At 33.6% G+C, this 25,574-nt stretch carries 18 protein-coding genes; 8 read left to right on the forward strand and 10 right to left on the reverse strand.

All coding sequences use genetic code 11. The annotated features are described in order from the left end of the window. Position 1 precedes the first annotated feature (1 nt). The 3 genes from OM075_RS14165 to OM075_RS14175 all read right to left on the reverse strand — a co-directional run bounded on the left by OM075_RS14165 (position 2) and on the right by OM075_RS14175 (position 6,811). Positions 2 to 2,944, reverse strand: coding sequence for a SusC/RagA family TonB-linked outer membrane protein (locus OM075_RS14165; protein ID WP_301191182.1), 2,943 nt, complete (start codon positions 2,942 to 2,944; stop codon positions 2 to 4). A 95-nt stretch (positions 2,945 to 3,039) separates the two neighbouring features. Further along, the gene (locus tag OM075_RS14170) at positions 3,040 to 5,418 is read right to left on the reverse strand and encodes a glycoside hydrolase family 2 protein (protein WP_301191183.1); all 2,379 of its coding nucleotides are present in this window, start codon (positions 5,416 to 5,418) and stop codon (positions 3,040 to 3,042) included. 226 nt (positions 5,419 to 5,644) lie between these two features. Continuing rightward, positions 5,645 to 6,811: a glycoside hydrolase family 53 protein gene (locus OM075_RS14175; RefSeq protein WP_301191184.1), complete on the reverse strand. Its 1,167-nt coding sequence runs from the start codon at positions 6,809 to 6,811 to the stop codon at positions 5,645 to 5,647. 318 nt (positions 6,812 to 7,129) lie between these two features. On the opposite strand from OM075_RS14175, the gene OM075_RS14180 reads away from it, so the two are divergent. Both OM075_RS14180 and OM075_RS14185 read left to right on the forward strand, forming a co-directional pair. Continuing rightward, positions 7,130 to 11,149, forward strand: coding sequence for a hybrid sensor histidine kinase/response regulator transcription factor (locus tag OM075_RS14180; RefSeq protein WP_301191185.1), 4,020 nt, complete (start codon positions 7,130 to 7,132; stop codon positions 11,147 to 11,149). 234 nt (positions 11,150 to 11,383) lie between these two features. Then, complete coding sequence (locus OM075_RS14185) at positions 11,384 to 13,858, forward strand: AMP-binding protein (protein WP_301191186.1); 2,475 nt, start codon at positions 11,384 to 11,386, stop codon at positions 13,856 to 13,858. Positions 13,859 to 13,978: 120 nt separating this feature from the next. Here OM075_RS14185 and OM075_RS14190 read toward each other — a convergent pair whose 3' ends face one another. The 3 genes from OM075_RS14190 to OM075_RS14200 form a co-directional block, all read right to left on the reverse strand. Further along, positions 13,979 to 14,278 carry a type II toxin-antitoxin system RelE/ParE family toxin gene (locus tag OM075_RS14190; RefSeq protein ID WP_301191187.1) on the reverse strand — a complete coding sequence of 100 codons (300 nt, stop codon included), beginning with the start codon at positions 14,276 to 14,278 and terminating at the stop codon, positions 13,979 to 13,981. Then, complete coding sequence (locus OM075_RS14195) at positions 14,271 to 14,522, reverse strand: type II toxin-antitoxin system ParD family antitoxin (RefSeq protein ID WP_301191188.1); 252 nt, start codon at positions 14,520 to 14,522, stop codon at positions 14,271 to 14,273. The genes OM075_RS14190 and OM075_RS14195 overlap by 8 nt, the downstream gene beginning before the upstream one ends. Positions 14,523 to 14,612: 90 nt before the next feature. Next, a complete protein-coding gene (locus OM075_RS14200) occupies positions 14,613 to 15,413 on the reverse strand; it encodes an aminotransferase class IV (RefSeq protein ID WP_301191189.1) in 801 nt (266 codons plus the stop codon). A gap of 96 nt (positions 15,414 to 15,509) precedes the next feature. Between OM075_RS14200 and OM075_RS14205 the strand changes: the two genes are divergently transcribed. Together OM075_RS14205 and OM075_RS14210 are read left to right on the forward strand one after the other, a co-directional pair. After that, a complete protein-coding gene (locus tag OM075_RS14205; protein WP_301191190.1) occupies positions 15,510 to 16,127 on the forward strand; it encodes an IMPACT family protein in 618 nt (205 codons plus the stop codon). A gap of 34 nt (positions 16,128 to 16,161) precedes the next feature. Next, positions 16,162 to 16,704, forward strand: a complete 543-nt coding sequence (locus OM075_RS14210) for a hypothetical protein (RefSeq protein ID WP_301191191.1) — start codon at positions 16,162 to 16,164, stop codon at positions 16,702 to 16,704. A 64-nt stretch (positions 16,705 to 16,768) separates the two neighbouring features. Here OM075_RS14210 and OM075_RS14215 read toward each other — a convergent pair whose 3' ends face one another. After that, positions 16,769 to 18,043 (reverse strand): replication-associated recombination protein A, encoded by a 1,275-nt coding sequence (locus OM075_RS14215; protein ID WP_301191192.1) that lies wholly within the window; start codon positions 18,041 to 18,043, stop codon positions 16,769 to 16,771. A gap of 150 nt (positions 18,044 to 18,193) precedes the next feature. Here OM075_RS14215 and msrA point away from each other — a divergent pair, with 150 nt between their 5' ends. The 3 genes from msrA (at position 18,194) to OM075_RS14230 (ending at position 21,464) form a co-directional block, all read left to right on the forward strand. Then, complete coding sequence (gene msrA, locus OM075_RS14220) at positions 18,194 to 18,790, forward strand: peptide-methionine (S)-S-oxide reductase MsrA (RefSeq protein WP_301191193.1); 597 nt, start codon at positions 18,194 to 18,196, stop codon at positions 18,788 to 18,790. Between the two features lie 466 nt (positions 18,791 to 19,256). Beyond that, a complete protein-coding gene (locus OM075_RS14225) occupies positions 19,257 to 19,628 on the forward strand; it encodes a hypothetical protein (RefSeq protein ID WP_301191194.1) in 372 nt (123 codons plus the stop codon). Positions 19,629 to 19,886: 258 nt separating this feature from the next. Beyond that, the gene (locus OM075_RS14230) at positions 19,887 to 21,464 is read left to right on the forward strand and encodes a TonB family protein (protein ID WP_301191195.1); all 1,578 of its coding nucleotides are present in this window, start codon (positions 19,887 to 19,889) and stop codon (positions 21,462 to 21,464) included. A 21-nt stretch (positions 21,465 to 21,485) separates the two neighbouring features. Here the strand turns inward: OM075_RS14230 and OM075_RS14235 are convergent, their stop codons facing one another. Together OM075_RS14235 and OM075_RS14240 are read right to left on the reverse strand one after the other, a co-directional pair. Beyond that, complete coding sequence (locus OM075_RS14235; protein WP_301191196.1) at positions 21,486 to 22,022, reverse strand: HEAT-like fold family protein; 537 nt, start codon at positions 22,020 to 22,022, stop codon at positions 21,486 to 21,488. Between the two features lie 89 nt (positions 22,023 to 22,111). Next, positions 22,112 to 22,543 (reverse strand): nuclear transport factor 2 family protein, encoded by a 432-nt coding sequence (locus tag OM075_RS14240; RefSeq protein WP_301191197.1) that lies wholly within the window; start codon positions 22,541 to 22,543, stop codon positions 22,112 to 22,114. A gap of 153 nt (positions 22,544 to 22,696) precedes the next feature. Here OM075_RS14240 and OM075_RS14245 point away from each other — a divergent pair, with 153 nt between their 5' ends. After that, positions 22,697 to 24,679 carry an OmpA family protein gene (locus OM075_RS14245; protein WP_301191198.1) on the forward strand — a complete coding sequence of 661 codons (1,983 nt, stop codon included), beginning with the start codon at positions 22,697 to 22,699 and terminating at the stop codon, positions 24,677 to 24,679. A gap of 1 nt (position 24,680) precedes the next feature. Here OM075_RS14245 and mazG read toward each other — a convergent pair whose 3' ends face one another. Further along, positions 24,681 to 25,469: a nucleoside triphosphate pyrophosphohydrolase gene (gene mazG, locus OM075_RS14250; protein ID WP_301191199.1), complete on the reverse strand. Its 789-nt coding sequence runs from the start codon at positions 25,467 to 25,469 to the stop codon at positions 24,681 to 24,683. Between the last annotated feature and the right edge of the window lie 105 nt (positions 25,470 to 25,574).

Genomic DNA, 25,574 nt, shown 5'->3' on the forward strand with positions numbered 1-25,574 from the left:
ATTAAAAGTCAATACCTAAACTCACAGAGAAAATTCGTGGACGAGGATAGAATGAATTATCTACACCATTTGAAATCTCCGGATCAACACCAGAATAGTTTGTTATGGTAAATACGTTTTGTACCATAGCCGAAATATTCAGGTTAAACATATCTTTCACTTTACCAAAATTGTAGTTTAATGAAAGGTTATCCATTTTTAAGAATGAAGCATTTTCTACGTAGTAATCAGATAGATATTGTCTGCTTTGAAAGCCGGTCTCTAAATAACTTTTATGCAGGTTGTTCAACTGATAAGCATTGTACGACATAGTTCCGAAAGCACCAGCATTCATAGCCATTCCGTTGTATGCATAGTTTCCGATATATGAACGAAGACTGGTACTTAAGCTCCACTTTTTATAACGTACAGATGTACTGAATCCAAGTATGTAATCAGGAGAAGGAGAGTGGTATCTGTATAAATCGGCAGTATTGATATTGCCATCATTGTTAATATCTGCATAAGCGCCCTCAATTGGTTTACCATCTTCGGTATAAAGTTGATGGTGAACATAGAACATATAAGGCGCATATCCTTCTGTTAGCACCTGGAAGTGATAACTATCGATAGTAGGACCAACGGATGTATTGGTAATTTCAGTTCCCGGAATGATAGAAAGGTTTTTAATGGTTTGCTTTTGCCATGTAGCATTAAAGCTCATATCCCAGCCCCATGTTTCATTATCAACAGGAGTAAGGTTTAAAGAAACTTCAATACCCTCACTATCCACATTACCTACGTTAGTCAAGATGTTCTTGTCGAAGTTAGTACCTGCAGGTGAAGGAACCGTTGCTAAAAGATCTTCAGTTTTACGAGTGTAATACTCAACAGAACCAGAAATGCGGTTGTTTAAAAATCCAAAGTCAATACCGTAGTTGTAGGCCTTTGTTGTTTCCCATTTTAAATCAGAAATATAAGCCTCTGGTCGATAAGTGTTGATGGCATCAGATCCAAAAATATACTGAGCACCTAACTGGCTAATGGTGTAAACAGGTAAGTAGTTGTAGTTTCCAATGCCTTCCTGCTGACCGGTAATACCGTAACTGGCTCTTAATTTTAAGTTCGATAAAGCTTCAACTCCAGCTAAAAAGGACTCTTCAGAAAGTCTCCATGCTAATGCTAAAGAAGGGAAAGTACCCCAACGGTTATCATCGCTAAAACGAGAAGTACCATCCTGACGGATTGTAGCCGTTAGCATATACTTAGATTTCAAGTTGTAGTTTAATCTTCCATAGTAAGAGATTAATGAGTGACGTTGATCATCAGCAGCTACAGAGCTTTGAGAAACACCTAATGTATTATAAGTTTCGTAAGCATTGGTTGTACTTTTCCAATATTGATAATCGTAACCTAAAGTAAAATCAATGTTACTGTTAATATTTTCAAGCTGCTTTTTATAATTCAAATAGGTTGTTAATAGTTTGTTCTCTTTCTTTTGAGGTCCGTAAGAGTAATCACGACCATCACTTAAATAATACTGTGCAGCTGTTGCTGGCACATAGATATTTCCTTCACCTTCGGCATAATCATAACCTAGGGTAGCATGTAAACGCAAGTCGGGTAAAAAGTGCAGTTTGTAATCCACATCCATATTACCAATAATTCTGTTTACAGTACTGGTTGAATGATATTGCTCTAACATTCCCAATGGATTTAAAACAGCACCATTTACAGGATTACCTTCATCATCAATAGCTTCGTAATATCCACCAAAATCATCGTTTCCAGAGTAAACAGGTAGTGTAGGGTTAAATGTTGTAGCACCCCAGATTGCACTGGTATTGGCAAAAGTATTTTTGTTGTAAGAACCCTTAACACCTAAATTTACTTTTAAGTGATCATCAAAGAAACTAGGAGACACAGATAAGTTTCCTGTAGATCTTTTCATGTTGTCGGTTCTTAAAATACCATCCTGATCGTAGTAACCAATCGACACACGGTAAGGAACATTAGCAACAGCACCTGATATACTTAAGTTGTTATCAGAACCAAAAGCAGGTTTAAAAACTTCATCATTCCAGTTGGTATTCTCAGATCCAAGAATGGCAATCTGTTCTTCTGAACCTTCCGTTTGAACCAGGTTATGGAACTGAGATGTAGATAACATATCCGCTAACTTGGTTTTAACCTGAATAGAATTGTTGGTTGAAAAGCTAATCTTCATCTTATCCTGAGATCCTTTTTTTGTAGTGATGATAATTACACCATTTGAAGCTCTTGAACCATAGATCGCAGTAGAAGAGGCATCTTTTAAAACAGTCATGCTTTCAATATCGCTTGGGTTAATCAAGCTTAAAAAGTTGTTGCTGTTACCACTGATACCACCAGCTTCCAAAGGCACACCATCCAACACAATTAAAGGATCGTTACTGGCATTCAGCGATGCTCCACCACGAATACGGATGGTACTACCACTTGACGGAGATCCACTACCAGAAGTAATCTGAACTCCGGATACTTTACCGTTGATTAACTGTGCAGGAGAACTAACTGTACCCTGGTTAAAATCTTTAGCAGATACATTAGAAACAGCACCTGTTAAATCCCCTTTTTTCTGCTGTCCGTATCCAACAACAACAACCTCGTCCATATTTACAATATCAGATTGCAGGTATATTGTAGTACTTGCAGCATTAGCTAATGGTAACTCCTGAGTTTGATATCCAATAAAGGAAAACAATAATGTTTCACTTGTGCTGGCTTCAATTCTATAGTCGCCATTAAAATCTGTAATAACACCCCTTTGAGTTCCTTTAACAACAACAGTAACTCCGGGAATAGGCTCTTTTGTTTTGCCATCCAAAACAGATCCTGATATTTGGGTCTGTTGTGCATTTATTCCTGCTCCCAGACTACAAAACAGAATCATTAAGGCCAACCTTATTTTAATACTGATTTTCATATGTATATATTCTTTGATTAAATAAAATAGTAATGATTAACACTGATTTGAATACTTCGTTTTTCCTTTTTTAATGAATTGATTTTCATGCTTTTTTATTCTATTGTAACTTCGAAGGTTCCGGATTCAAGACCTTCGGAAGATGCTGTAATATTTATGCTGCCTTTATTTTCTCCTGCTTTTAATAAGATGGTTGCAATACCTGCTTCTGCATTTATAGGGTTTGAACCAATCAGTTCTGCGTCGCCGGAAATCGTATATTTTATGCTATTTTCAGCCAAAGGATTAATGGTTCCATTTTCATCCACTATGGCTGCATATACAAATACCATATCGTTACATCCACTCTGAAGCTTTTTGCCGCTTTCATCCATCCATAATTTGATTGATTTAGCATCGCCTGGGGTTTTTTGAATGGCTTGGGCAACCTCTTTCCCATTTACATAACCTTTCGCTTCAATTTGTCCGGGAGTAAATGCTTCCAGTTGAAAAGTAAAAGGCGGATGCGCTAAATGGGTACTGTTTCTGTCCTGATCGGGCTTTTGTTTGCCCACGCTTTTGTTGTTTACAAATAGCTCCACTTCTTCACAATTACTGTACACTTTAATGTTTAAGAATGAGGGATCATTGTAGTAGTTTGCAATAGCAACCATAGGTTGAGCAAAATCTTTTATAGATGATTCCCCAATGTTTGCCTGACTTTGATAAAAGTAGAATGCAAACTTAGGTAAGCGGAAAATATCCATGATGCCCGATGCTTCCAGGTCGTTGGTATAACCACGGTTGTAATCGTACATTAACCAGTTGGCATCACCAATAGCATTACCTTGTAAATTGCTGTTGTGTGATTCCTGGTAGTTTAAGGCTTGCTGAGCCAAACGTTTTTGTCCATAAGCTCTTAATTGGCGTGATGTACGTTCTTCATCTGATAAATCGTTAAAAGCCTTCTGATTGAAACCTGCATTCTGTGCGTAGTATTCCCAATCTCCATATTCAGCAATAAATAAAGGGGTGTCTTTTTTGTAATCGTTCCAGTAAACAGGAGGTTTAGCATGCTGGCGGGCAGGAATAAATAGGTCGTAAGCATAATCTAACCATCCACTGGTGTAAACATTTGCTCCCGGATACTCTTCATGAACCGCCTGATGCGATTTTTCCATAAACGCATCGGTCATTGATGATTCATTTAATGAAGCTTCCCAAATAATTACAGAAGGGTGGTTACGATCCACACGAACCATTCTTCTTACATCTTTAATGGCATTATCCTGAAATTCGTCATTACCAAAAAATTGCCATCCGGGAATAGCATCCATCACCAAAATCCCCAACTCATCGCAAGCATTAATAAACGACTGGCTTTGTGGGTAATGCGAAAGACGAACAAAGTTAAAACCGGCTTGCTTAATTTTATAAGCATCACGAAAGTTGGCATTATCAGAAAGTGCATAACCAACATAAGGATATTCCTGATGTCTGTTTGTACCTCTTAATTTTAATTTCTCACCGTTAATCTTGAACCCTTCTTTCGCTGTTATTTCAAAAGATCTGATTCCGATATTTAAAGATCTTTGGTCAACAGCCTGCCCATTGGAAATGGTTTTTACAACAAGTTTATACAATGAAGGTGAATTAGGAGACCACAGTTCCGGATTTTCAATTTCTAGTTTATTGTTAACAACACTTGTAGAGTTGGCGTCAATTGATTGTTCCGGAGAAGTGACAGATTGAATAAAATGATCACCGTGATACAATTCTGTCTGAATTTTAATGCTTTGGTCTTTTGAATCATCATTTTTCATGTCCACAGCTACATTTATAGCTGCTGCTTTTTTACTTACGTTTTCATAGGTAACAAAAACACCACCTGCAGCTACATGATCCACTTCAAATTCGTTAGAAATGTGCAATGGATCTTTTACATATAACCATACATTTCTGTAAATTCCACTGTAAAAGTTAAAATCCAAAACATCGATAGCTTTTCCTGGTGGTACCAAAGGATTGTTCTCGTTGTTCAGTTTTACAATCAGACAGTTTTCAGCTTTCGTTGATACTTCATTGGTTATATCAACATAAAAAGGCAGGTATCCCCCAAAATGCTTTTTCAGTAATTTACCATTTAGATATACTTCGGCAACCTGCATGGCTCCTTCAAAGTAAAAGCCAAGGTGTTTATTGGTAAATTCTTTAGCTATGGTAAAATTCTTTTTATAGTAGCATGTACCTTGCCATTGATCTCCTTTAATTACCAAAGGTTCAATCTGAGCGGTATGTGGCAGGGAGATTTTTTCCCATTGAATAGATTTTGACTGAGCAAGTTCTGAAATATCAGAATCTACGTCTTTAATAAACTCCCATCCTTTGTTAAAGGAATTTTTTCCAGGCACGTATGAATCCGTTTTATTGTTTGCACACGACCATAAGCCAATTTGGATGGCCAGGAGTAATAGTAGTTTTAAACTGTTTCGCATTTGTATATAAATGTTTGTAATGTCAATCAAGAGTTATAAATGACCACAAAGACACTGAAGCACTGAGTTTTTTATTGTTTTATTATGAATTCATTAAATCCGCAAAGATTTACCCCTGTGAACTCTTTGTAATGTATTTTACATTGATGAGGCAAGATCCCTCCTGAACGGGATATTCAGGAGGGTGGCTGAGAATTCTGTTATCTTGCTTTATATTCTAAATGATCTATTCTATTGATAAATAATTGATGGCATCAGTAGCATTACCATCATAATCAAAGAGGGTTGTGTTTTCCCATGCGGAACCATGTCCCCACAAATCTTTCATGTCAGAAGAAATCCAGGCAGGTTCCCAATACATAACCCCTTTAGCACCTGCCTGGATCATATTGTTAGTAAGGTCAGTTAAAAATTTCTTTTGTCCTTCAATACTTACAGGGTAACCCTCAATCATACTATCTTCTCCAAAAATATTTTTGTAGTCATCACCTTGCTCCGATGTATAAGGGTAGCCGGTTTCAAGTACCACAATATCTTTGTTTATTTCGTTTTTCAGTTTATTTACAACAGCAGGTAAATCATTAAATGAAATATCTTTATGCCAGTGTGGATAGTATGAGAATCCTGCTACATCAAAATCCGTAACGTTTGCTTTGTTAATGATTCCTTTAAACCACCAGTCTAGGTTAATGGGATCAGCAACATGTAAGGCAATTATTGTTTTGATTCCACCTTCTGCATCTATGTTTCTTACCGCTTTGATACCAGCATTTAATACTTTTCCAAAGTTTTCCCAGTTTTCATCGCAAACAGAAAGTTTAGGAAATGAGTCCTGAGTTTCAGTAATCATCATTCCACAATTGGTTTCATTTCCAATCTGAACCATTTCTGGTAGCAGATCATCCTTTTTTAAACTGCTTAAAACACCATATGTATAGTTGTATAAGCTATCGCATAAAATATTTATATCTTCAATGTTTTCCCATGCCTTCGGAGCTTTCTGGTGCGACGGATCTGCCCAAACATCTGAATAATGAAAATCCAGATTAACAGCCATACCTAAATCTTTAGCTCTTTTAATGGATTTTTTAATATCATTTAGTCCACTATATAAAGGTGTGTCTTTTCCATAAACATCATAAGTCCAATCCGGATTATTCCAAATCCTTAATCTAACAATATTGGCACCTTTATCTCTGAATAGCTCAAAGCAATCAACTGGCTTTCCGTTTTCTTTATATACACCCCCATGATCTTCCACCTGATTAACGTACGATAAATCAACTCCCATCATAAACTCGCTAATAGGCTTTACTTTTTTTGTACAACTAGTACCTATTAACAGCGTGGCTGAAAAAACTAAAGCTATTTTATAAAGCGTTCTTTTTATCATCTTTTACAATTGTTATAGTGTGTCTTAATTTCTATCACCAAAAGTAAATAAGTGTTAATTTTGTTGCTTTTTCGTAGCTTACGAATAGTTGTTTAAATCTTACATTTTAATTGGTGAGTATTTGAAAGCCTTATGCAGTATGCTTTCTGTAAGTTAGGTCTGTTTGTTTGTATCTTACCAATGTTGTTTTAAATCATACAAAACAGATACGCATCATAAAAAATAAATATCTTTAATTTAAATCTTACATTTTAGATTTAAAGTGGAGAGACGATTAACAAATATTAAAGAGAATTGATAGCTTTTGTATTAAAGAATATGTGTGAGTTGAATATTTCAGAAGAGGTGAAGCGCGCTTTAGTAAAATATATACTGGTTGTATTAATTAACTTTCTTTTTATTTCCTTTCTGTTTTCTCAAGAAAAGGAATCCTTGTACTTCTCAAATCTTCGGCAAGAGGATGGACTTCCTTCAAATATGATTAATTCTGTTGTTCAGGATAAGCTTGGTTTTATTTGGATAAGTACGAACAATGGAATTTGTCGGTATGATGGTTATTCTACTTTGCTGTTTCAGCAGGATGCTACGCATAATAGTATTACCAATAATAATGTAAGTAGTATGCTTATGGAGGGAGATACATTGTGGGTGGGTACCTGGAGAGGTTTGTGTTATATAAATACCATTACATTTGAAGTGAATAGGGTTAATCTGGGTCCTGAAATAACTATTCGTAGTCTGTGTAAATCTATGGATGGACGCTTATGGATAGGCACTTCCAAGGGTTTGATCATCTACGACAGGAGTAAAAACCAATATAAATATTTTGATCCTCAAAATAGTGATTTGAGCCACTCTACCATACGTTGTTTTTATGAAACAAAGGACAGTACCATGTGGATTGGCACGTATCATAAACTCAATAAATATAAAAATGGCAAGTTTGAATCGTTTGACTTAAAAGGTGATTATAAACCCTTATTAAAGAATAATCTGATTTTAGATATTAAACCATTAAGTGATGATAATGATACTGTTTTATTAATAGGAACTGAAACTGGGTTATCTGTTTTCAACACTAAAACCGGAAAGTCGACTCTTTATAACAGTTCAAACACAAAAATCAGTAATGAAGTTGTAAAGTGTATTCACCGGGAAGATGATCAGCTGTGGTTGGGAACCGATTTTGGACTTTCGGTTTTCAATTTGAATTTTGAACAAATAGATGCCTATTATCACAATCCGATCATTAATCATAGTATTGCAAACAATGTGGTTTGGGATATCTTTAGGGATAGAAATAATGTGATTTGGTTACTTACATCCAATGGAATTAGTTCTATAAACAAGAAGAATCCGTTCTTTAAGTTGCACGAAGAGTTTTACTCCATCAATAATCAAAAAGCAGGAAATCAAATTCGAGATATGCTTGTTGCCAGTGATGGTAAAACTTATATGGCCACAATTCATGGAGTGATCGTACAGGACCAAAACAGCAGTAAACGAAGTTATTTTACGGTTAATTCAGAGTATAAATTATTGTTGGATAATACTTATGCTCTGGCAGAAGATCCATACGGGAAAATATGGATTGCCACTGCTGGTGGTATAAACATCTGGGATCCCATAAAGAGAGAGATGCACGCCATTAGTGCCAATCGGAATAATGGACTGACTTCCAACTATATTAGTAGTTTTGCCCTAACAAATAAAGGTACGCTTTGGGTAAATGCCTGGGAGGGCGGTGTTTTTAGGGTAACTGGAGATCTTAAAAATATGAGCGCTATTCATTTTGATAAAATAGAAGATGCCGCTCCGGATAGAATATTTGCTTGTATTGAAGATATATATTTTACTGAAAGTGACAGACTTTATAAAATAGATCATAGTACACTGGTTAAAGAGAATGTAGGCTCTGTGAGTGATCATTTTCAGAAGCAGAATATTTCAAGTTTAACATCTTTAGATAAACAAAGTCTCTGGATCGCTTCGAACAAGCAGTTGGCACAATATTTTCCTAGTAAAGACAGTATAATACTTTATCCACTCAATAATCCAGTAGTGCAAACTCCCATAAGTCTTGAAATTGATCAGGATACAAATATCTGGATGGCTTCATTAACAACGGTTTCACGTTTTAATACACACTCCGGAAAGATTATATCAATGCCTTTAAATCCTGGTTTTCCTCTAAAAAACTTTTATTCACAATGTAGTACTTCTTCAAAAAACGGGGTTGTTTTATTTGGGGGAGATAATGGTTATGTCGAGGTTAATTCTGCCATTAATGTTAAGCATGCGATTTTACCCAATGCAGTAATATCAGGCTTACAAATTAATAATGATAAGCTGGATATACCGCAAACCAGAGACGTTCTTAAAAAGGATATCGCATATACAAAGCATCTGGAGTTAGATTACTCTAACAATTCAGTGACGTTTTATTTTTCAACATTGAATTATTGGTTACCTCAAAAGAGTCATTTTAGGTATAAACTAAATAATTTTGATACCGAATGGAGAAGTACCCAGGACGTTAATTATGCAGCTTATTCAAATTTAAAACCCGGACTTTACGAATTGGAGGTAGAGGCTATTAATTATGCAGGTTTGCAAAGTGAAAGTAGTACAAAACTGGATATTGTTATATTGCCTCCTTTGTGGCTCAGCAGACCATTTATTGCCTTATATATATTAATATTTATAGGACTAATTTATTTTACTTTCAGAATTTATGTAAAAAGACAGCAGATATACAATCAATTGCGGTTAGCTAACCTTGAAAAGGTTCATTCAGAAGAGATATTAAATACCAAACAGCAATTCTTTACCAACATATCACATGAATTCCGCACGCCACTTAGTTTAATAACATCACCTATTCAGCAGGTTTTAAATTCAGGAGAATTACATGGTAAGAACCTTGAAATGTTAAAACTGGCTGAAAAAAATTCAAAACGACTGTTGAAGCTGGTAAATCAGATCTTGGATTTTAGGAAGATGGAAGAGCAAGATGTACCATTAATGAAAAGCAATGTTGATATAGTTGCTTTTTCAAGAGAGATTTATGATTCATTTATAGACCTGGCATCGCGTAATGAAATTAGTTATGAGTTTATCTCTGGCGAACCTTCTTGTAAATTGGTTTGTGACAAAGAAAAAACTGAAGCCATATTATTCAATTTGTTGGCCAATGCATTTAAGCATACTCCCCCCAATGGCAAAATACAAGTAGTTTTGGATAAGATTACTCAGGATCGGATTGATAAAGTACAGATTAAGGTAATTGATACAGGAGCTGGAATTAATATTGCCGATCAGGCTAAAATATTTAATAGTTTTTATCAGGCCAGTAATAACGAATCTGGTCAGCAGGGAACCGGAATTGGTTTGGCTATGGCTAAACAATATGCTTTACTGCACCAAGGCGATATTAAGGTAAAAAGTGAGCTTAATGCAGGTAGTGAATTTACTTTCGTTTTTCCAATAGAATTGCCGGATGCAGAAACTGTTGTACTAAGTGAAACTAATAAAGAGGAGCCAGCAGAGGAAAATAAAAGAGAGTCTGTAGATAAAACACATCTTAAAAAGCTATTGATTGTAGATGACAACCCTGATATTCTCGATTATATCGAAATTAATTTAGGTGCCGAATACAATATATTTAAAGCTACTAATGGTAGTAAAGGTCTGGAGATGGCAGAAGAAGTAAAGCCGGATATTATTGTTTCGGATATTATGATGCCTGTTATGGATGGGCTCGAAATGTGTAAAGTGCTGAAACAAAACCCTAATCTTCATCAGGTACCGGTTATTCTTTTAACAGCTAAATCATTAGATGTGCAAAAAGTAGAAGGAATTGAGAGTGGGGCCAATATGTATATTACCAAACCATTTGATATTAATTATTTAAAAGCATGTATCGTTAATTTACTGGAACGGGATAAGCAGTTATATGATTTTATTAAGAAGCAATTACTCATTAAACCAATGGAATTAGATGCTTCAGAGTTGAATCAGGATGAAATATTTATTAAAAAAGTAATGGATATTATTTCCGAAAATATCAGTAATCCAAACCTTTCTGTTGATTTAATAAGTTCACAATTAGGTTTAAGTTCTACTCATCTGTATCGAAAATTAAAAGCAATAACCAATCAATCAGCGAAAGATATTTTAAAAAATTACCGACTTCAAAAGGCTGCTCAGATGATACAAAATAATGAAGGCAATATTACTGAAATCATGTATAACGTAGGATTTAACAGCCTTTCCAGCTTCTCTAAAAGTTTTAAAACCAAATTTGGGGTATCGCCAAGTGAGTATGCTAAAAAATAGAATGTAACAATCTTCAATAATGAGAGTATAAATTGTTTTTGTTTCTGGATTTTTTGAAACAAAAGAACTAAATTTCTGTTTTATTATTGGTTTATATCCTGGATATAAATGATTATAAATCAGATATTGAATAGCGTGAATTCATGTTTTAATATGGAAATTGGTCATATAAACTAGGATTTGAACATTTGAATTTATATTTTAATTATATTTGGCCGCATTTAAAAATACTACATGTTTATAAATAAGGGAGAGAATATTGCTGTACAAGCAAATGAGAAGACGATAACTTATAATGCTTTAGGTGAGAAAATCGCTCATTTTTCTACTTTGTATAAAGCTGAATCAACTCATAAAGTTGGTATTTTTTCAGAAAATAGATTAGGATGGATATATAGTTTTTATTCAGCCTGGAACAGTGATGCAATTGCTGTTGGTATTGACTATTTAAGCACAGTTAGTGAGGTTGCTTATATATTGAATGATAGCAAACCGGAGGTGGTTTTTGTTTCAAAAGGAAAGAAACCGGATCTTGAGTTGGCTTTACAGAGTGTTGACTATAAGCCCCAGGTTATTGTCATTGATGATTATGAAGATCAGGCTCTAAATAGTAACCTGGAATTTCCGGTAATAGATCCTGAGGAAGAAAAGACGGCGGTAATTATCTATACGTCTGGAACAACTGGTGAACCAAAGGGTGTGATGTTATCCTTTAAAAACTTGTTGGCAAATATTAAGGCTGTTTCTGAAGATGTTAAAATATTTAGATCAACAGATACTGTTTTAATGTTGTTACCATTACACCATATTTTCCCTATGCTTGGAACTATGGTTATGCCTTTATATGCAGGAGGTAAAGTAGCATTATCACCATCTATGGCTTCTGAAGATATTATCAGAACGCTTCAGGAATGTAAGGTAACTTTATTGTTAGGAGTACCTCGTTTATATACGGCTATCCGAAAAGGAATTAAGGATAAAATCAATAAGAGTAAAGTAGCATCAGCATTGTTTAAATTGGCTGAAACTGTCAACTCACAAGCTTTTTCACGATTAGTGTTTGGCACAGTACATAAAAAGTTTGGCGGTAATATCAGATATATGATTTCTGGTGGTGCAGCTCTGGAAAAAGAGATTGGTGCTGATTTTACAACCCTGGGTTTTGAAGTGTTGGAAGGTTATGGAATGACAGAAACAGCTCCAATGATTTCTTTTACTCGTCCGGGAAAAGTGAAAATAGGCTCACCGGGTTTTATTTTACCTTCTTGTCAGGTTGAGTTCAGAGGAGGGGAGATTGTTGCTAAAGGCGATAATGTGATGCAAGGGTATTACAACCGACCAGAAGAAACTGCTGAAGTATTAAAGGATGGTTGGTTGTACACAGGAGACCTTGGGCATATAGACGATAAAGGTTATTTATTTATTACTGGTCGTAAAAAGGAGATATTGATTTTATCGAATGGTAAAAACATTAATCCTACAGAAATTGAATATAAGATTGAGAGTTATGCTGCTTTTGTAAAAGAAGTTGGTGTTTATCAGTCGGGAGATCAGTTTAAGGCAATTGTGGTTCCTACCGATGAGCTTTCGTATCAACATAAAGATAAAGCAGAGCTGTATCGAATCGTAAAAAAAGAAGTTATTGAAGATTACAACAAGCAATGTGCTTCTTATAAAAAGATTATGGATGTCACCATTTTAGATGGTGAGTTACCAAGAACCCGATTAGGAAAAATCAGAAGGTTTAAGCTGGCAGATTTAGAGAATGTTCAGGAAGTACAGGCCCAAGAAGTAGTTCAGGTTGATTTAGCTGAATTTAATATTGTAGCACAATATCTTGAAGAAGAAAAACATAAAAAAGTATTACCCGGACATCATCTGGAGTTAGATTTAGGGCTTGATTCATTGGATAAGGTGAGTTTACAGGTTTTTCTGAATTCTACCTTTGGAGTAGATGTTGATCCTGGTGAATTGACTCAGTTTAATAATGTTTTGGAGTTGAGTGAATACCTGCATCAGAATAGAAAGAAGATGGAGGTTGAAAAAGTGGACTGGACCAAAATATTAAAGGAAAGGGTACATATTTCACTACCTAAAACATGGTTTACAGGAAGAGTTTTAGTTAAGATATCCAAATTCTTTTTTAGTCTTTATTTTGGATTAAAAGGTAAAGGATTAAAAAATATTCCTGATGAACCTTGTATCATAGCTCCAAACCATCAGAGTTATTTCGATGGACTGTTTGTGGCTTCTTTCTTAAAGAATAAAACCATTAAAAATACGTATTTCTATGCTAAGGAAAAACATGTAAGCAAACGTTGGTTAAAGTTTATAGCCAATAGAAATCATGTAATTATTATGGATTTGAATAAGGACTTAAAGGAATCTATTCAAAAAATGGGAGAGGCTTTAAAAAAGAAAAAGAACCTGATTATTTTCCCTGAAGGAACCAGAACAAAGAATGGTAGTTTAGGTGATTTTAAAAAGACTTTTGCTATTCTGAGTCGCGAATTAAATGTACCGGTTGTTCCTGTTTCTATAAAAGGGGCTTACGATGCATTACCAAAGGGAAGTAAGTTTCCGAGACCTTTTAAAAAGGTGATGGTTGAGTTTTTAGAGCCAGTTTTACCAGGTTCGAGTACTTATGAGCATATTGCTGATACAGTATATAATAAAATTGCTAAAACTCAATTGGCTATAAAAAGATAGTATTTAGATATTCAATAATATATAAAGAAGAGCAGGTTTGTATTTGAGCAAATTTGCTCCTTCTTGTTTTTTAGAAAAAACAATAGTGCTATGGTTTTTAAAAGTTATAATTGAGCTTTATTACTCTATAAGGTGACTTTTTAAATCCATCATTTCGTGCAATATTCTTGTAATTTCAATATAGTCTTCTGAAACTTTTCTATAAAATATGATGTGCTTATTTACATGAAGGCCTAGTAATGATTTTGCCACACTAAAATATGCTTTGCCAATTAGAGGGTTTTCTGCAATATCCTGACAGTTTTCAAGTAAAGTTTGGTAATAGTTGTCTGCCTGGTTTTCAGACCAGGTTTCAAAAGTATAATTCCAAATATTAGCTAAATCTTTAACAGCTTTATTAGTCAAATAAAATTTAGCCATTATTCTTTCTTTGTGCTTTTAATGATTCTAGGTGGTCTTTAGGATCAAAGTCGTATGCAATACCACTTTCAATACCTTCCTGAATAGCTTGTCTTAATGCAATAACTTTATTTTCTTCTTCTTCAAGTAATCTAAGACCTGCACGAACTACTTCACTAACATTCTTATATCTACCGCTAGATATACTGCTTTGTACAAAAGAGTCAAAATGATTGCCTAATGTGATGGATGTATTTTTATTCATAGTTCTCCTTTTTGACAAATATACCAATATTTGGTACTTTAGTCAATTTTATCGAAAAAAGATATTGATAATCATATGAAGAACAATTAATTATCTAATCAATTCTGCTAAGTCTTTCATTAATAAACGAAGGAGCTTGTTATTTACATCTAATTTAAAATTATCAATTTGGCTGATAGGTAAAATTCTGGGTGAGGTTCCTGTTATAAATGCTGCATCAATATGTTGTAGTTGGTTAATATTTAGACATTCGAATCTTAACTCTATATCTTCTTTTAAAATGCAGTCAATCACTTTTGATCGCATAATACCTGGCAAAATAAAATGCTCCGGTGAGGTGTAAATATGATCTCCATGAATAAAGAAGATATTTGATTTACTTCCCTCTGTTATTAAATCATCATGGTTTACCAATAATGCTTCGTAATGATGGCTGTTATTAAGTATATCAATGGCTTTTTTTCTGGTGCTTGTATTGTCAATTTTGATATTGGGATTTTCTCTTTCAGCATGCAATAGAATAGTGCTTACTCCATTATTATACATCTCATCGCTTGGGTAAAAAGTAGGAATATAATGTATCAGTAAAGTTTCAACCGTGTTTTTTGTGCTAAAACATGATATCTTGATATTTCCATCTTTTATATTCTCGTTTGAAATTAAATTGTCGATATCATTTATGATGTCATCTTTACTAAAAGACACTTTGGTTACTGCTTTTTGCAGACTGTTGAACATTCGTACCAAATGATCATGTATAAACAATGGTTTGTAGTTTTCAATTCTAAAAACCTCATATATTACTGCATATAGTGATGGATCAGGAGTAGTTATTTCACTTGCTAATAATAGTTTTCCATTGTATATGATGTGATTGCCTTTTATATTCATTTGCGAAGGATTTTATCATATAAAATTACACTTAAATAAATTACTAATGCAAAGAATTATGTCAGTGTTTTAGATTTATTAATTTTGCCTCTGGTTATGGATCAGATTCTAGATAAATACAAAACAATAGCAGAACCTTCAGAGGGGATTTATAAAGAGAAAGGGAGTAAATTTATATCGTATGCCTATCCGGTTTACTCAGAAGAGGAAATAAAGGAACATGTTAGCGCTTTAAAAGAAAAATATTACGATGCTCGCCATCATTGTTTTGCCTGGCAATTAGGAGTGGATGGTTTGAGATTCAGGGCCAATGACGACGGTGAACCTTCCGGAACTGCAGGAAAGCCTATTCACGGACAAATAAAATCGCACGAACTTACCAATATTTTAGTGGTTGTTATTCGCTATTTTGGTGGTACAAAATTGGGTGTTCCGGGATTGATTCATGCCTATAAAGAAGCCACTATTGATGCCATTAACAATACTACTATTGTTGAAAAAACGGTAAATGATATTTATGCTGTCAATTTTGACTATTTGGTAATGAATGATATTATGAAAATAGTTAAAGATGAAAGTTTGAATATTGTTAATCAGCAATTTGATTTGACTTGCACCATAGAATTTAGTCTGCGACAATCAGAAATAGATAAAGTAATAGGACGTTTTGAGAAAATTGATTCAGTAAAATGTGAGTTTCTAAGAACGGAGTAGTTTTATAATTGTAGTTTTTTGTTTTAGCTTATTTATGAGGAAAAGTATATTAATTATTGCAATTTTTGCTTTTGCAATTAGTTGTTCAAAAGATGATAGTATAATTGATTATGATGTAACCTGTTTAAAAGGTAAAAGATTTATTTCTACAAATAATTCAGAACCATGGACTTTGGTTTCAAGTTCTGGAGAAAGGTATATACTTCCTGATACTACTTGGTATTATTTTAATAATGAAAATCAATTAATAGAAACAGATCAGTTAATTTCATTTGGAGATAGAAATATTGAAGATTATAAACCAACTCCAGTTTATAAAATAGGATCTTTTTATTGTAGTTATGTTGACCTTATAAGTAGCTATTCTATTATAAGCAATACTTTAATTAACTTTAATGATACAGAAGTTAAGTTTCCTGTACCTATAAGTTCAGATACGGAGATTAATTTAAATACTATGCAAATTCTTGAGTTTAATGATGAATTGCTAAAAGTAAAATTTAATACTACAACTATATCTTCTCAAATAGTACAGGATACTGCATATATTCGTATATTAAAACCTCTGTATAATTAATATAAATATTAGAGTTCTTTGTTACTTTTCTACTTTCAACTTTCAACTTTGTACTTTTAACTCCCTAGTACCTCTTTTTCCAAAGCATTTTTAAACGCTCAAATATTTTTATTTCCTGCTGGTTTTTTTGTGGGGTATAAAAACGGGTTTTCTTAAGTTCATCAGGTAAGAAATCCTGTTCTACAAAATTATTTTCGTAATCGTGGGAGTATTTGTATTCTTTTCCATAACCCAGTTCTTTCATTAATTTGGTAGGAGCATTTCTAAGATGCAAAGGCACAGGAATATTACCTGTTTGCCTTACTATTGATTGCGCCTTGTTAATAGCCAAATACGCCGAATTACTTTTGGGACTGGTGGCCAAATAAATTGTTGTCTGAGACAGAATTATTCGTCCTTCGGGCCAGCCTACACGATTTATTGCATCAAAACATTGGTTAGCTAGAAGTAAAGCATTGGGATTGGCCAGACCAATATCCTCAGAGGCCGAAATTACCAATCTTCGGGCAATAAATTTAGGATCTTCACCGCCTTCAACCATTCGGGCCAGCCAATACACTGCACCGTCAGGATCACTTCCCCGTATAGATTTAATAAATGCCGAAATGATATCGTAATGAATCTCTCCATTTTTATCGTAGGCAGCTGGATTTTCCTGCAGGCATCTGGTTACTTCTTCGTTGGTAATTTTTATTTTTTCGCCACTCTGGGCATTAATCACCAACTCCAAAATATTTAAAAGCTTACGCGCATCACCACCCGAAAAACGAAACAGCGCTTCTTCTTCAACTATTTCAATATCTTTTTCTTTTAAAATACTATCTGTTGTAAGCGCCTTATTTAATAAGTTTCTAAGGTCATCTTTTTCTAAGGATTTTAAAACATAAACCTGACATCTTGAAAGAAGTGGGGATATAACCTCAAATGATGGATTTTCGGTTGTAGCACCAATTAAAATAAAAACGCCTTGTTCAACAGCACCCAATAGTGAATCTTGCTGTGATTTGCTGAAACGGTGAATTTCGTCGATAAATAACAGCGGAATTGGACTGTTGAAAAACTTGACTTTCTTAGCCTTTTCAATGACTTCCCGTACATCTTTTACACCTGAATTAATAGCAGACAAGATGTAAAATGGTCTATCCAGTTGTTTGGCTATAATTTTTGCCAAAGTAGTTTTACCAACTCCGGGAGGTCCCCATAAAATGATAGAAGATATTACGCCTGAATCAATCATTTTACGTAATACTGCATCTTTACCCACTAAATGAACCTGGCCAATGTATGTATCCAGATTTGTAGGTCTTTGTCGCTCAGCCAATGGAGGTAAACTACTCATTCTTTTGTTTTGATTGTGTTTTTAACGCAGCCTCAAAATTACAAATAGCAAGCGTATTTCAAAGTGAAAAATGAATGCATTATCGAACCATATGACAGAATGGGTTGTTTTATAACAAAATAATTGATTACAATTGCAAATATTGTTACAATGAAAAAAATAGTCATTTTAATATCATTCGTTTTACATATAAATATGAATACTCAATCGCAAAATAAAGAAGTTGCCACATTAGGAGCAGGATGTTTTTGGTGTGTAGAAGCGGTCTATGATCAACTGGAAGGTGTTATTTCTGTGGAATCAGGATATTCAGGAGGTACAACAGAAAATCCTACCTATAAGGAAGTATGCACAGGAACCACTAATCATGCTGAAGTTTGTCAGATTACATTTGATCCGGATGTAATTTCGTTTGGAGAACTACTAACTGTATTCTGGAGTATACATAATCCAACAACGTTAAACAGACAAGGAGCAGATATTGGTACGCAATACCGATCAGCAGTTTTTTATCATTCAGAAAAACAAAAAGAAATTGCAGAAAAGCAAATAGAATTGGTTAATGCAGAAAAGTTATATGATGATCCAATTGTTACAGAAGTAACGCCGTTTGAAAAGTTTTATCAAGCAGAAGATTATCATCAGGAATACTTTGAAAACAACCCGGAAAATTCCTATTGCCGAATGGTAGTAGGTCCTAAGGTTGAAAAGTTTCAAAAGCTATTTAAGGATCAATTGAAAAAATAACTTGCAATAGTAAAGGGAAGGCTAGCTGTTATGTTCAACTTAAGCTGCCCAAGTTCTTAAAATATAAAGCGAGCGCTACATTAAAAACAATGTGGCGCTTGTTGTTTTTAGGCATAGACAGTTCATTTTTTAATGTTATAGCAAAAAGAAAAATTATCTATAAAATAAGCCATAAGTATAAACTTTAAATTTTATGCTTATAGGATTTATTTCTATGCTTATAAAAATAAATCCTATGCCTATAAAAATAAATCCTATGCCTATAAAAATTATTTCTATAGGCATGGGATTTTAGGCAGAAGATTCGGACTATTAAAATAGCGTCTAAAGTATAGGCAAAATAGATAATAGTATGGTTATAAAACTTTAAGCTCTCCTGTAATTAGAATTTAATTTTTTAGAATCAAGCAACCTATAAAACTATTTCCCATCTAGTAGGTACTAATTAAAAATAAAATATAAGCAGATGAAAAGATTAATCAGTTTTTGGGGATTGCTTGCTCTTATTATATCAGTGACTTTTAACTCTTGTGATAAAGCGGATGATAATGATAAAGTTGATATATGCGATGTATCAAATCCTGCAGAAGATATACCTTGGCTAAAGAATGCAATTGATGATGTTAAAGAGGATGAGTATGCCTATTATGTTAAGGCTGTGTATAATGGAGCTACTGTTTTCTATTATGGTAATTGTAATCCTGTAGTCGATTACATTTCAATTGTTCAGAACTGTGATGGAGATAACTTAGGTTTTACAAATGAATTTTATGATGATTTAACAGATATTTCGGTAATATGGAAGCATGAAAATTCAAAGTGTGATTTTCAAGAATAATTTTAACGTCTTTTGAGTTAAAGTAATCATAGTTGTTTATTATCAAGCAGTGCTAGAAATAATCTTACTTATTCTATATAATGTAATGTCTGTAATATCGCCCATTTGGGCGATAATATTGAGAGTTTTTACCTCCTTTATTATATATTTTAATTTGTTATATCTCTGTTAATCAATAGGTATTAGAAGTGTGTATTCTAATGGCATATCTATTGAAAAACATGGTATACTCATTTTTGAATTATACAATAAACAACTATGAAAAGACTTACATTATTTTTATTTACATCATTAGTTTCAGTTTTTACTTTCTCACAAAACTTAACAGTCAATTTTGATTTTGATAAATGGCAGGTAGATGAAAAATCAAAAGTTCATATACTGGAATTTATCAAAGCCAATAATCCAACAGAAGTTATTCTTGAGGGATTTGCTGATACTGTTGGAACAACCACTTATAATAAATTACTTGTTAAAAGAAGGTTAGAGGCCATTGAGGATGTTATATTGGATGTAGATCAAACAATACGAATTGAAAAAAATAATTTTGGAGAAGCTAAAAGCCTTTCAAATCATGTAGAGTTTAGAAAAGTAGATATTTTTTTACCTTCCATAAAATACATTCCTAAAGAACCCAATTACAAAACTTCCCAAGGTTTTCTGATTGATAATATGAACGATACAATTATTGAATGTGAAGACGGAACTAGAATAGAAATTCCCCAAAACAGTTTGATTGTAAGAGAAACCCAGGCTAAACCTAAAGGATTAATAAGATTTGAGGTTACAGAATACTATGATGTACCGGAAATGATTGATGCTAATTTAACTACTCAATCAGGGCATGAAATACTTGAGACAGGTGGAATGTTGTATATCCAGGCATTTTCAGATGATAAGGAATGTGTTATAAAAGATCAGTTTGATATTGGAATAAACTTCAGAGGTATTACTGAGAATGATTCTATGCATATGTTTACTGGCTTCGAAACAAATGATGGTGTTGACTGGAAATTGTTAAAGACTAAACCTGTAATAGAACAAATCGAGCGTGATTATTTTATAGTGGATAATATGCCAACTTTTCTAGGTGGTAGTGTTGGAGCTTTTAAGTCATATGTAAGTTCTCGATTAAGGTATCCAGTGATTGCGCAGGAAAAAGGAATTCAAGGTAGAGTGCTAGTTTCCTTCATAGTAGATAAGTCAGGTAGCATAAAAAATCCTAAAATAGTTAAAAGTGTTCATCCCTCTTTAGATTATGAAATATTAAGAGTACTTAGTTTAACGCCACGTTGGATTCCGGGCACACAAAAAGGACGAATTGTTCCTGTTGAAATAATGATTCCATTTGATTTTATTTTGAATAGTGGTCTTCCTATAGATTCAACTAACAGACAAACTTCAAAAGCAGATTTTGATGTATTTGTACAAAACGATTCTGTTATTCAGAAATACGAGAAGCAAAATCAATTATTTAAGGAATTTTATCTTAGGACCAATAAAATGGGGTGGATAAATTGTGATAAATTCTATTATTACCAAAATAAAAAGGACATTAAAATACATACTAAAACAGTTGCAGGAAACTACTATGCAATCTTTAATGAAAATCGTTCTATAATGCGACCAAACTCATATAATATCAAATCACAGATTATTGGTTTTAATAATATCCCATCAAACCAAAAAGTTATGATCATTGGATTTAAGATTATTAACGACGAGGTTTATTTTACAAGTTTTGAAACGAACCCTAATAATGAAACTTATGAGCCAGGTTTTGAAAAGGTTGATAAAGAGGAATTAGTTGCAAAAATGAAATCATTGGGTTTATAAACAAACTGACAACGATAAAATTTAACTTATTTCTTTCAGTATCTTCTTCGCTCTGGATTTAAAACCTGCAGTGTTATTATCGAATTGTTCTTCAAGAATCATCTTTAATTCAGGTTTAAGTTCAGGGTAAACTTTTGTTGCGTTGTAAAGAATATGCATGCAGTTAGCTTTAACTGCAACAGGAATCTTTTCCGAAATAAGCCAATCGAAACAAATATTAATGAAATTACCATCCAATAAGTTATTGATATCAGAATAGGCTAGCATCTTTGAAAAATGTCTCTTAACGCCATCAGATTGTAGGTTTGGGAATCGTTTTATCATATCCTTTAAAAAAGGTCGGATGATTGTTTTATCTTCAAGATAAACGTGTTCAAAAAGCCAGGCTGCTTTCCATTGTTCTTTTTTATCGCAAGTAAAAATTAAATGATAAAGCTCTTCAATTAGGTGTGGACGATCAATTATGTATTGGGTTAAGGATACTGTTTCTGTTTTGTTGGCTCTTGTTTGGATATGTTCTTTAAGAATGTTTAGTTCCTCAGGCGTAGCTTTCTTCATGTGATTTTTTCTACAAAAATAAAAAACCGGGTTCAAATTTAAAGCGAATCCCGGTTTTGGCTGATTTCAAGGTATTTTTAATTTATGCATTACGTTTGTGGTTCATAGGCTATTGACATATGCGATTGTACAATTTTCCACTGATTGTCAATTTTCTTCATTACGCCCGTATGTCTAAAGCCTTCTAATCTAAAAGGTTCGCCTTTTGTTTCCAGACAAGTGTCAATAAGTTGGGAGTACCAGGCAATTCCACATTCATCATCAACTTCAACATGAGTTTGTTTGGCTGTAATTTTCATTCCTTTCTTCTGCTGAATCATCTTTTTCATGTAGTTATAAAAGGGTCTCCAGCCAATCCAAAATTCATCGTTGTCAGTTCCAATATTTACAGCTTTTGAATCATGAACAAAGCAAGAAGCAAATAATTCTAAATCACCTGTTTCCTGAGCTTCAATCATATTCGTAAGAATAAGTTTTGGTTCTTTGTTATTTACATCTAACAGTACCTCTTTATGTTCCATGAGATTTAGTGTTATGTTAAACTTCTATATTAATTAAAGTTACAATAGTTAAATCTTGATGTCAATATACTTTAGGTGTAAAATTTTTCAGATTTGTTACCGGGTATATTGTAGTATAATGCTACTTTTGTTTTAAACCTTAAATAAGTACTAGTGAAACATACTTACAGAACTACGTTATATTTATCCGTATTTTTTTTAATTCTTTTCCATGTTTCTGGATATGCACAGAAGTTAACTACCAAATCAAAAAAGGCTGCTACTTTTTATAAAGAAGGAGAGCACTTTTTTAGTATGGATCAGTTTGAAAGAGCCAAGATGCCTTTGAACCAGGCGATTGAAAAAGATCCGGATTTTCTTGAAGCTTATTTATTGTTATCAGAAGTTTATTATGCACAGGAAGATTATCAGAATCAAGCTAATTTATTAGAAACTGTTATTAGTAAAGATTCAACATTTTATGTGTTCAGTTACTATAGTTTAGGGATAGCCAATTTTCACTTGGATCAATTTGATGAAGCTTTGAAATGGTTTAATAAGTATTATACCAAAACAAGTAATGTTAAATCGAAGGAAAAAGTAGATAATTGGATTAAAAAAACATTGTTTGTTAAGGTTGCGAAAGAAAATCCAAGGAATATTGAGGCAGTAAATCTGGGTGATAATATTAATACCGTAAATAACGAATATTGGCCCAGTATAACAGCTGATGATCAAACCTTGGTATATACGGTTTTAGTTCCCCGAGAACAGGCCTTGGTAAACAAACCATTTGTTCCTTCAATGGCTAATTACTATCACGAAGATTTTTATAAAGCAGTTAAAGATAATTCAGGGGAGTGGACGAAAGGTAAAGCTTTAACCGCACCTATTAATACGGATAGTAACGAAGGTGCTCAAACACTTTCTGCTGATGGAAACTGGATGTTTTTTACAGCATGTGGCAGAAGTGATACCAGAGGTTCATGTGATATTTATTTTAGCTATAGAACTGAGTATGGATGGAGTACACCTAAAAATATCGACCCTCCGGTAAATTCGCTTTATTGGGAGTCTCAACCCAGTTTTTCGTCTGATGGAAGAACCTTATATTTTTCTTCAAACCGAGGAGGAGGTAAAGGTGGAAATGATATATGGAAGGCTGTTTTGATTGGTTACCAGTCAGATGGTACGCCTTTCTTTGGAAAGCCTGAGAACTTAGGCGATCATGTAAATACCCCTTTTAATGAGGTTTCTCCATTTATTCATCCGGATAACCATACTTTATATTTTTCATCAAACGGATGGCCTGGTATGGGAGAGATGGATATATTTTTATCAAGAAAAGACGAAAATAATCAATTTGAAAAACCTGAGAATTTAGGTTATCCTATAAATTCAACGGGAGATGATGTGGGTTTGATTGTTACAGCTGATGGACAAAAAGCTTATTTTTCTTCTGAAAGGTTTGGTTCATCTTTTGGTGGAAAAGACTTGTATAGCTTTAATATGCCTCCCGAAATCAGACCCCAACCTGTATCGTATGTAAGGGGTAGAGTATTTGATAATGATACCAAAGAAAAACTGGAAGCTTCTTTTGAGTTAAAGGATATTCATACCAAACAAATGGTGGTAAGAGCATCGTCAACCGGTTTTTCAGGTGAATTTTTAATTTGTTTGCCAGCTGGTAAATCATATGCTTTAAATGTTTCCAAGGAAGGTTATTTATTTTATTCAGATCATTTTGACATGGAAAAAGAAACATCATCTGTTGATCCAATGGTTATGGATGTTTATTTGAAGAAGATTAAGGTGGGACAACAAATTGTTTTGAAAAATATATTTTATGAAACAGATAGTTATGTACTTAAGGATGCATCAGAAGTTGAGCTGGAAAAAATTGTTAGTTTCTTAAATATAAATTCAACTGTTAAAGCTAAAATTATTGGTTATACAGATAATGTTGGAAGCAAGGATTATAATATTAACCTGAGTAATAAAAGAGCAGAGCAGGTTTATAATTATTTGATTGAAGCAGGCATCGATAAAACAAGGTTATCTCACCAAGGAAAAGGAATGGCAGATCCTGTAGCAACAAATGATACAGAAGAAGGTAGAGCTAAGAACCGAAGAACTGAAATGAAAATTGTTGAGTGATTTATTTATCACTCAACTTATCATATTTTTTAGCTTCTTCCCAAATCACATCCATTTCTTCTAAGGACATTTCTTTAAGATCTATTCCTTGTTTAATGGTCTTTTCTTCCAGATAGTTGAAGCGGCTTATAAATTTGCGGTTGGTTCTTTCCAGTGCATTTTCAGGATTTACGCCATATAAGCGGGCTGTATTAATAATAGAGAATAGCAGGTCGCCAAATTCAGATTCAATTTTATCCTGATCGTGCTTCGAAATTTCCTCCTTAACTTCATTAATCTCTTCCTGAACTTTTTCCCAAACCTGTTCTCTGTTTTCCCAATCGAAGCCAACTCCTCTGGCTTTCTCTTGTATTCTGTTTGCTTTTACCAATGCCGGTAAACTTTCCGGAACTCCAGCTAAAACAGACTTGTTGCCACCTTTTTCTTTTAATTTAAGCTTTTCCCAGTTTTCTTCAACATCTCTGGCATTACTAACTTCTGTATCACTAAAAATATGGGGGTGACGATAAATCAGTTTTTCGTTTAAAGAATCAATCACGTCTTTAATGTTAAACTGATTGTTCTCTTCTCCAATTTTGGCATAAAATACAATATGCAACAGAATATCGCCAAGTTCTTTCTTTAATGCAGTGATATCATTTTTAATAATTGCATCAGCTAATTCGTAAGTTTCTTCAATAGTTAAGGTTCGTAACGATTCATTGGTTTGCTCTTTGTCCCAAGGGCATTTTGCTCTTAGTTCGTCCATAATATTCAGAAGCTTTTCAAAAGAGCTCAATTTATCTTGCATAGTCAATTTTTTTTAGGAATTTAATGAAAACCAAAAGTAAAAATAAAGAAGGAAACTCATATGGAATAGATTAAATTTGTTTTAATTTGCAGCACTGTTAGGTAA

Source organism: Plebeiibacterium sediminum, from assembly GCF_026013605.1.
GTDB lineage: Bacteria > Bacteroidota > Bacteroidia > Bacteroidales > Marinilabiliaceae > Saccharicrinis > Saccharicrinis sediminus.

Coding starts and splice junctions, on each gene's coding strand:
- OM075_RS14165 (WP_301191182.1), bottom strand. CDS start 2,944: ATGAAAATCAGTATTAAAATAAGGTTGGCCTTAATGATTCTGTTTTGT.
- OM075_RS14170 (WP_301191183.1), bottom strand. CDS start 5,418: ATGCGAAACAGTTTAAAACTACTATTACTCCTGGCCATCCAAATTGGC.
- OM075_RS14175 (WP_301191184.1), bottom strand. CDS start 6,811: ATGATAAAAAGAACGCTTTATAAAATAGCTTTAGTTTTTTCAGCCACG.
- OM075_RS14180 (WP_301191185.1), top strand. CDS start 7,130: ATGTGTGAGTTGAATATTTCAGAAGAGGTGAAGCGCGCTTTAGTAAAA.
- OM075_RS14185 (WP_301191186.1), top strand. CDS start 11,384: ATGTTTATAAATAAGGGAGAGAATATTGCTGTACAAGCAAATGAGAAG.
- OM075_RS14190 (WP_301191187.1), bottom strand. CDS start 14,278: ATGGCTAAATTTTATTTGACTAATAAAGCTGTTAAAGATTTAGCTAAT.
- OM075_RS14195 (WP_301191188.1), bottom strand. CDS start 14,522: ATGAATAAAAATACATCCATCACATTAGGCAATCATTTTGACTCTTTT.
- OM075_RS14200 (WP_301191189.1), bottom strand. CDS start 15,413: ATGAATATAAAAGGCAATCACATCATATACAATGGAAAACTATTATTA.
- OM075_RS14205 (WP_301191190.1), top strand. CDS start 15,510: ATGGATCAGATTCTAGATAAATACAAAACAATAGCAGAACCTTCAGAG.
- OM075_RS14210 (WP_301191191.1), top strand. CDS start 16,162: ATGAGGAAAAGTATATTAATTATTGCAATTTTTGCTTTTGCAATTAGT.
- OM075_RS14215 (WP_301191192.1), bottom strand. CDS start 18,043: ATGAGTAGTTTACCTCCATTGGCTGAGCGACAAAGACCTACAAATCTG.
- msrA (WP_301191193.1), top strand. CDS start 18,194: ATGAAAAAAATAGTCATTTTAATATCATTCGTTTTACATATAAATATG.
- OM075_RS14225 (WP_301191194.1), top strand. CDS start 19,257: ATGAAAAGATTAATCAGTTTTTGGGGATTGCTTGCTCTTATTATATCA.
- OM075_RS14230 (WP_301191195.1), top strand. CDS start 19,887: ATGAAAAGACTTACATTATTTTTATTTACATCATTAGTTTCAGTTTTT.
- OM075_RS14235 (WP_301191196.1), bottom strand. CDS start 22,022: ATGAAGAAAGCTACGCCTGAGGAACTAAACATTCTTAAAGAACATATC.
- OM075_RS14240 (WP_301191197.1), bottom strand. CDS start 22,543: ATGGAACATAAAGAGGTACTGTTAGATGTAAATAACAAAGAACCAAAA.
- mazG (WP_301191199.1), bottom strand. CDS start 25,469: ATGCAAGATAAATTGAGCTCTTTTGAAAAGCTTCTGAATATTATGGAC.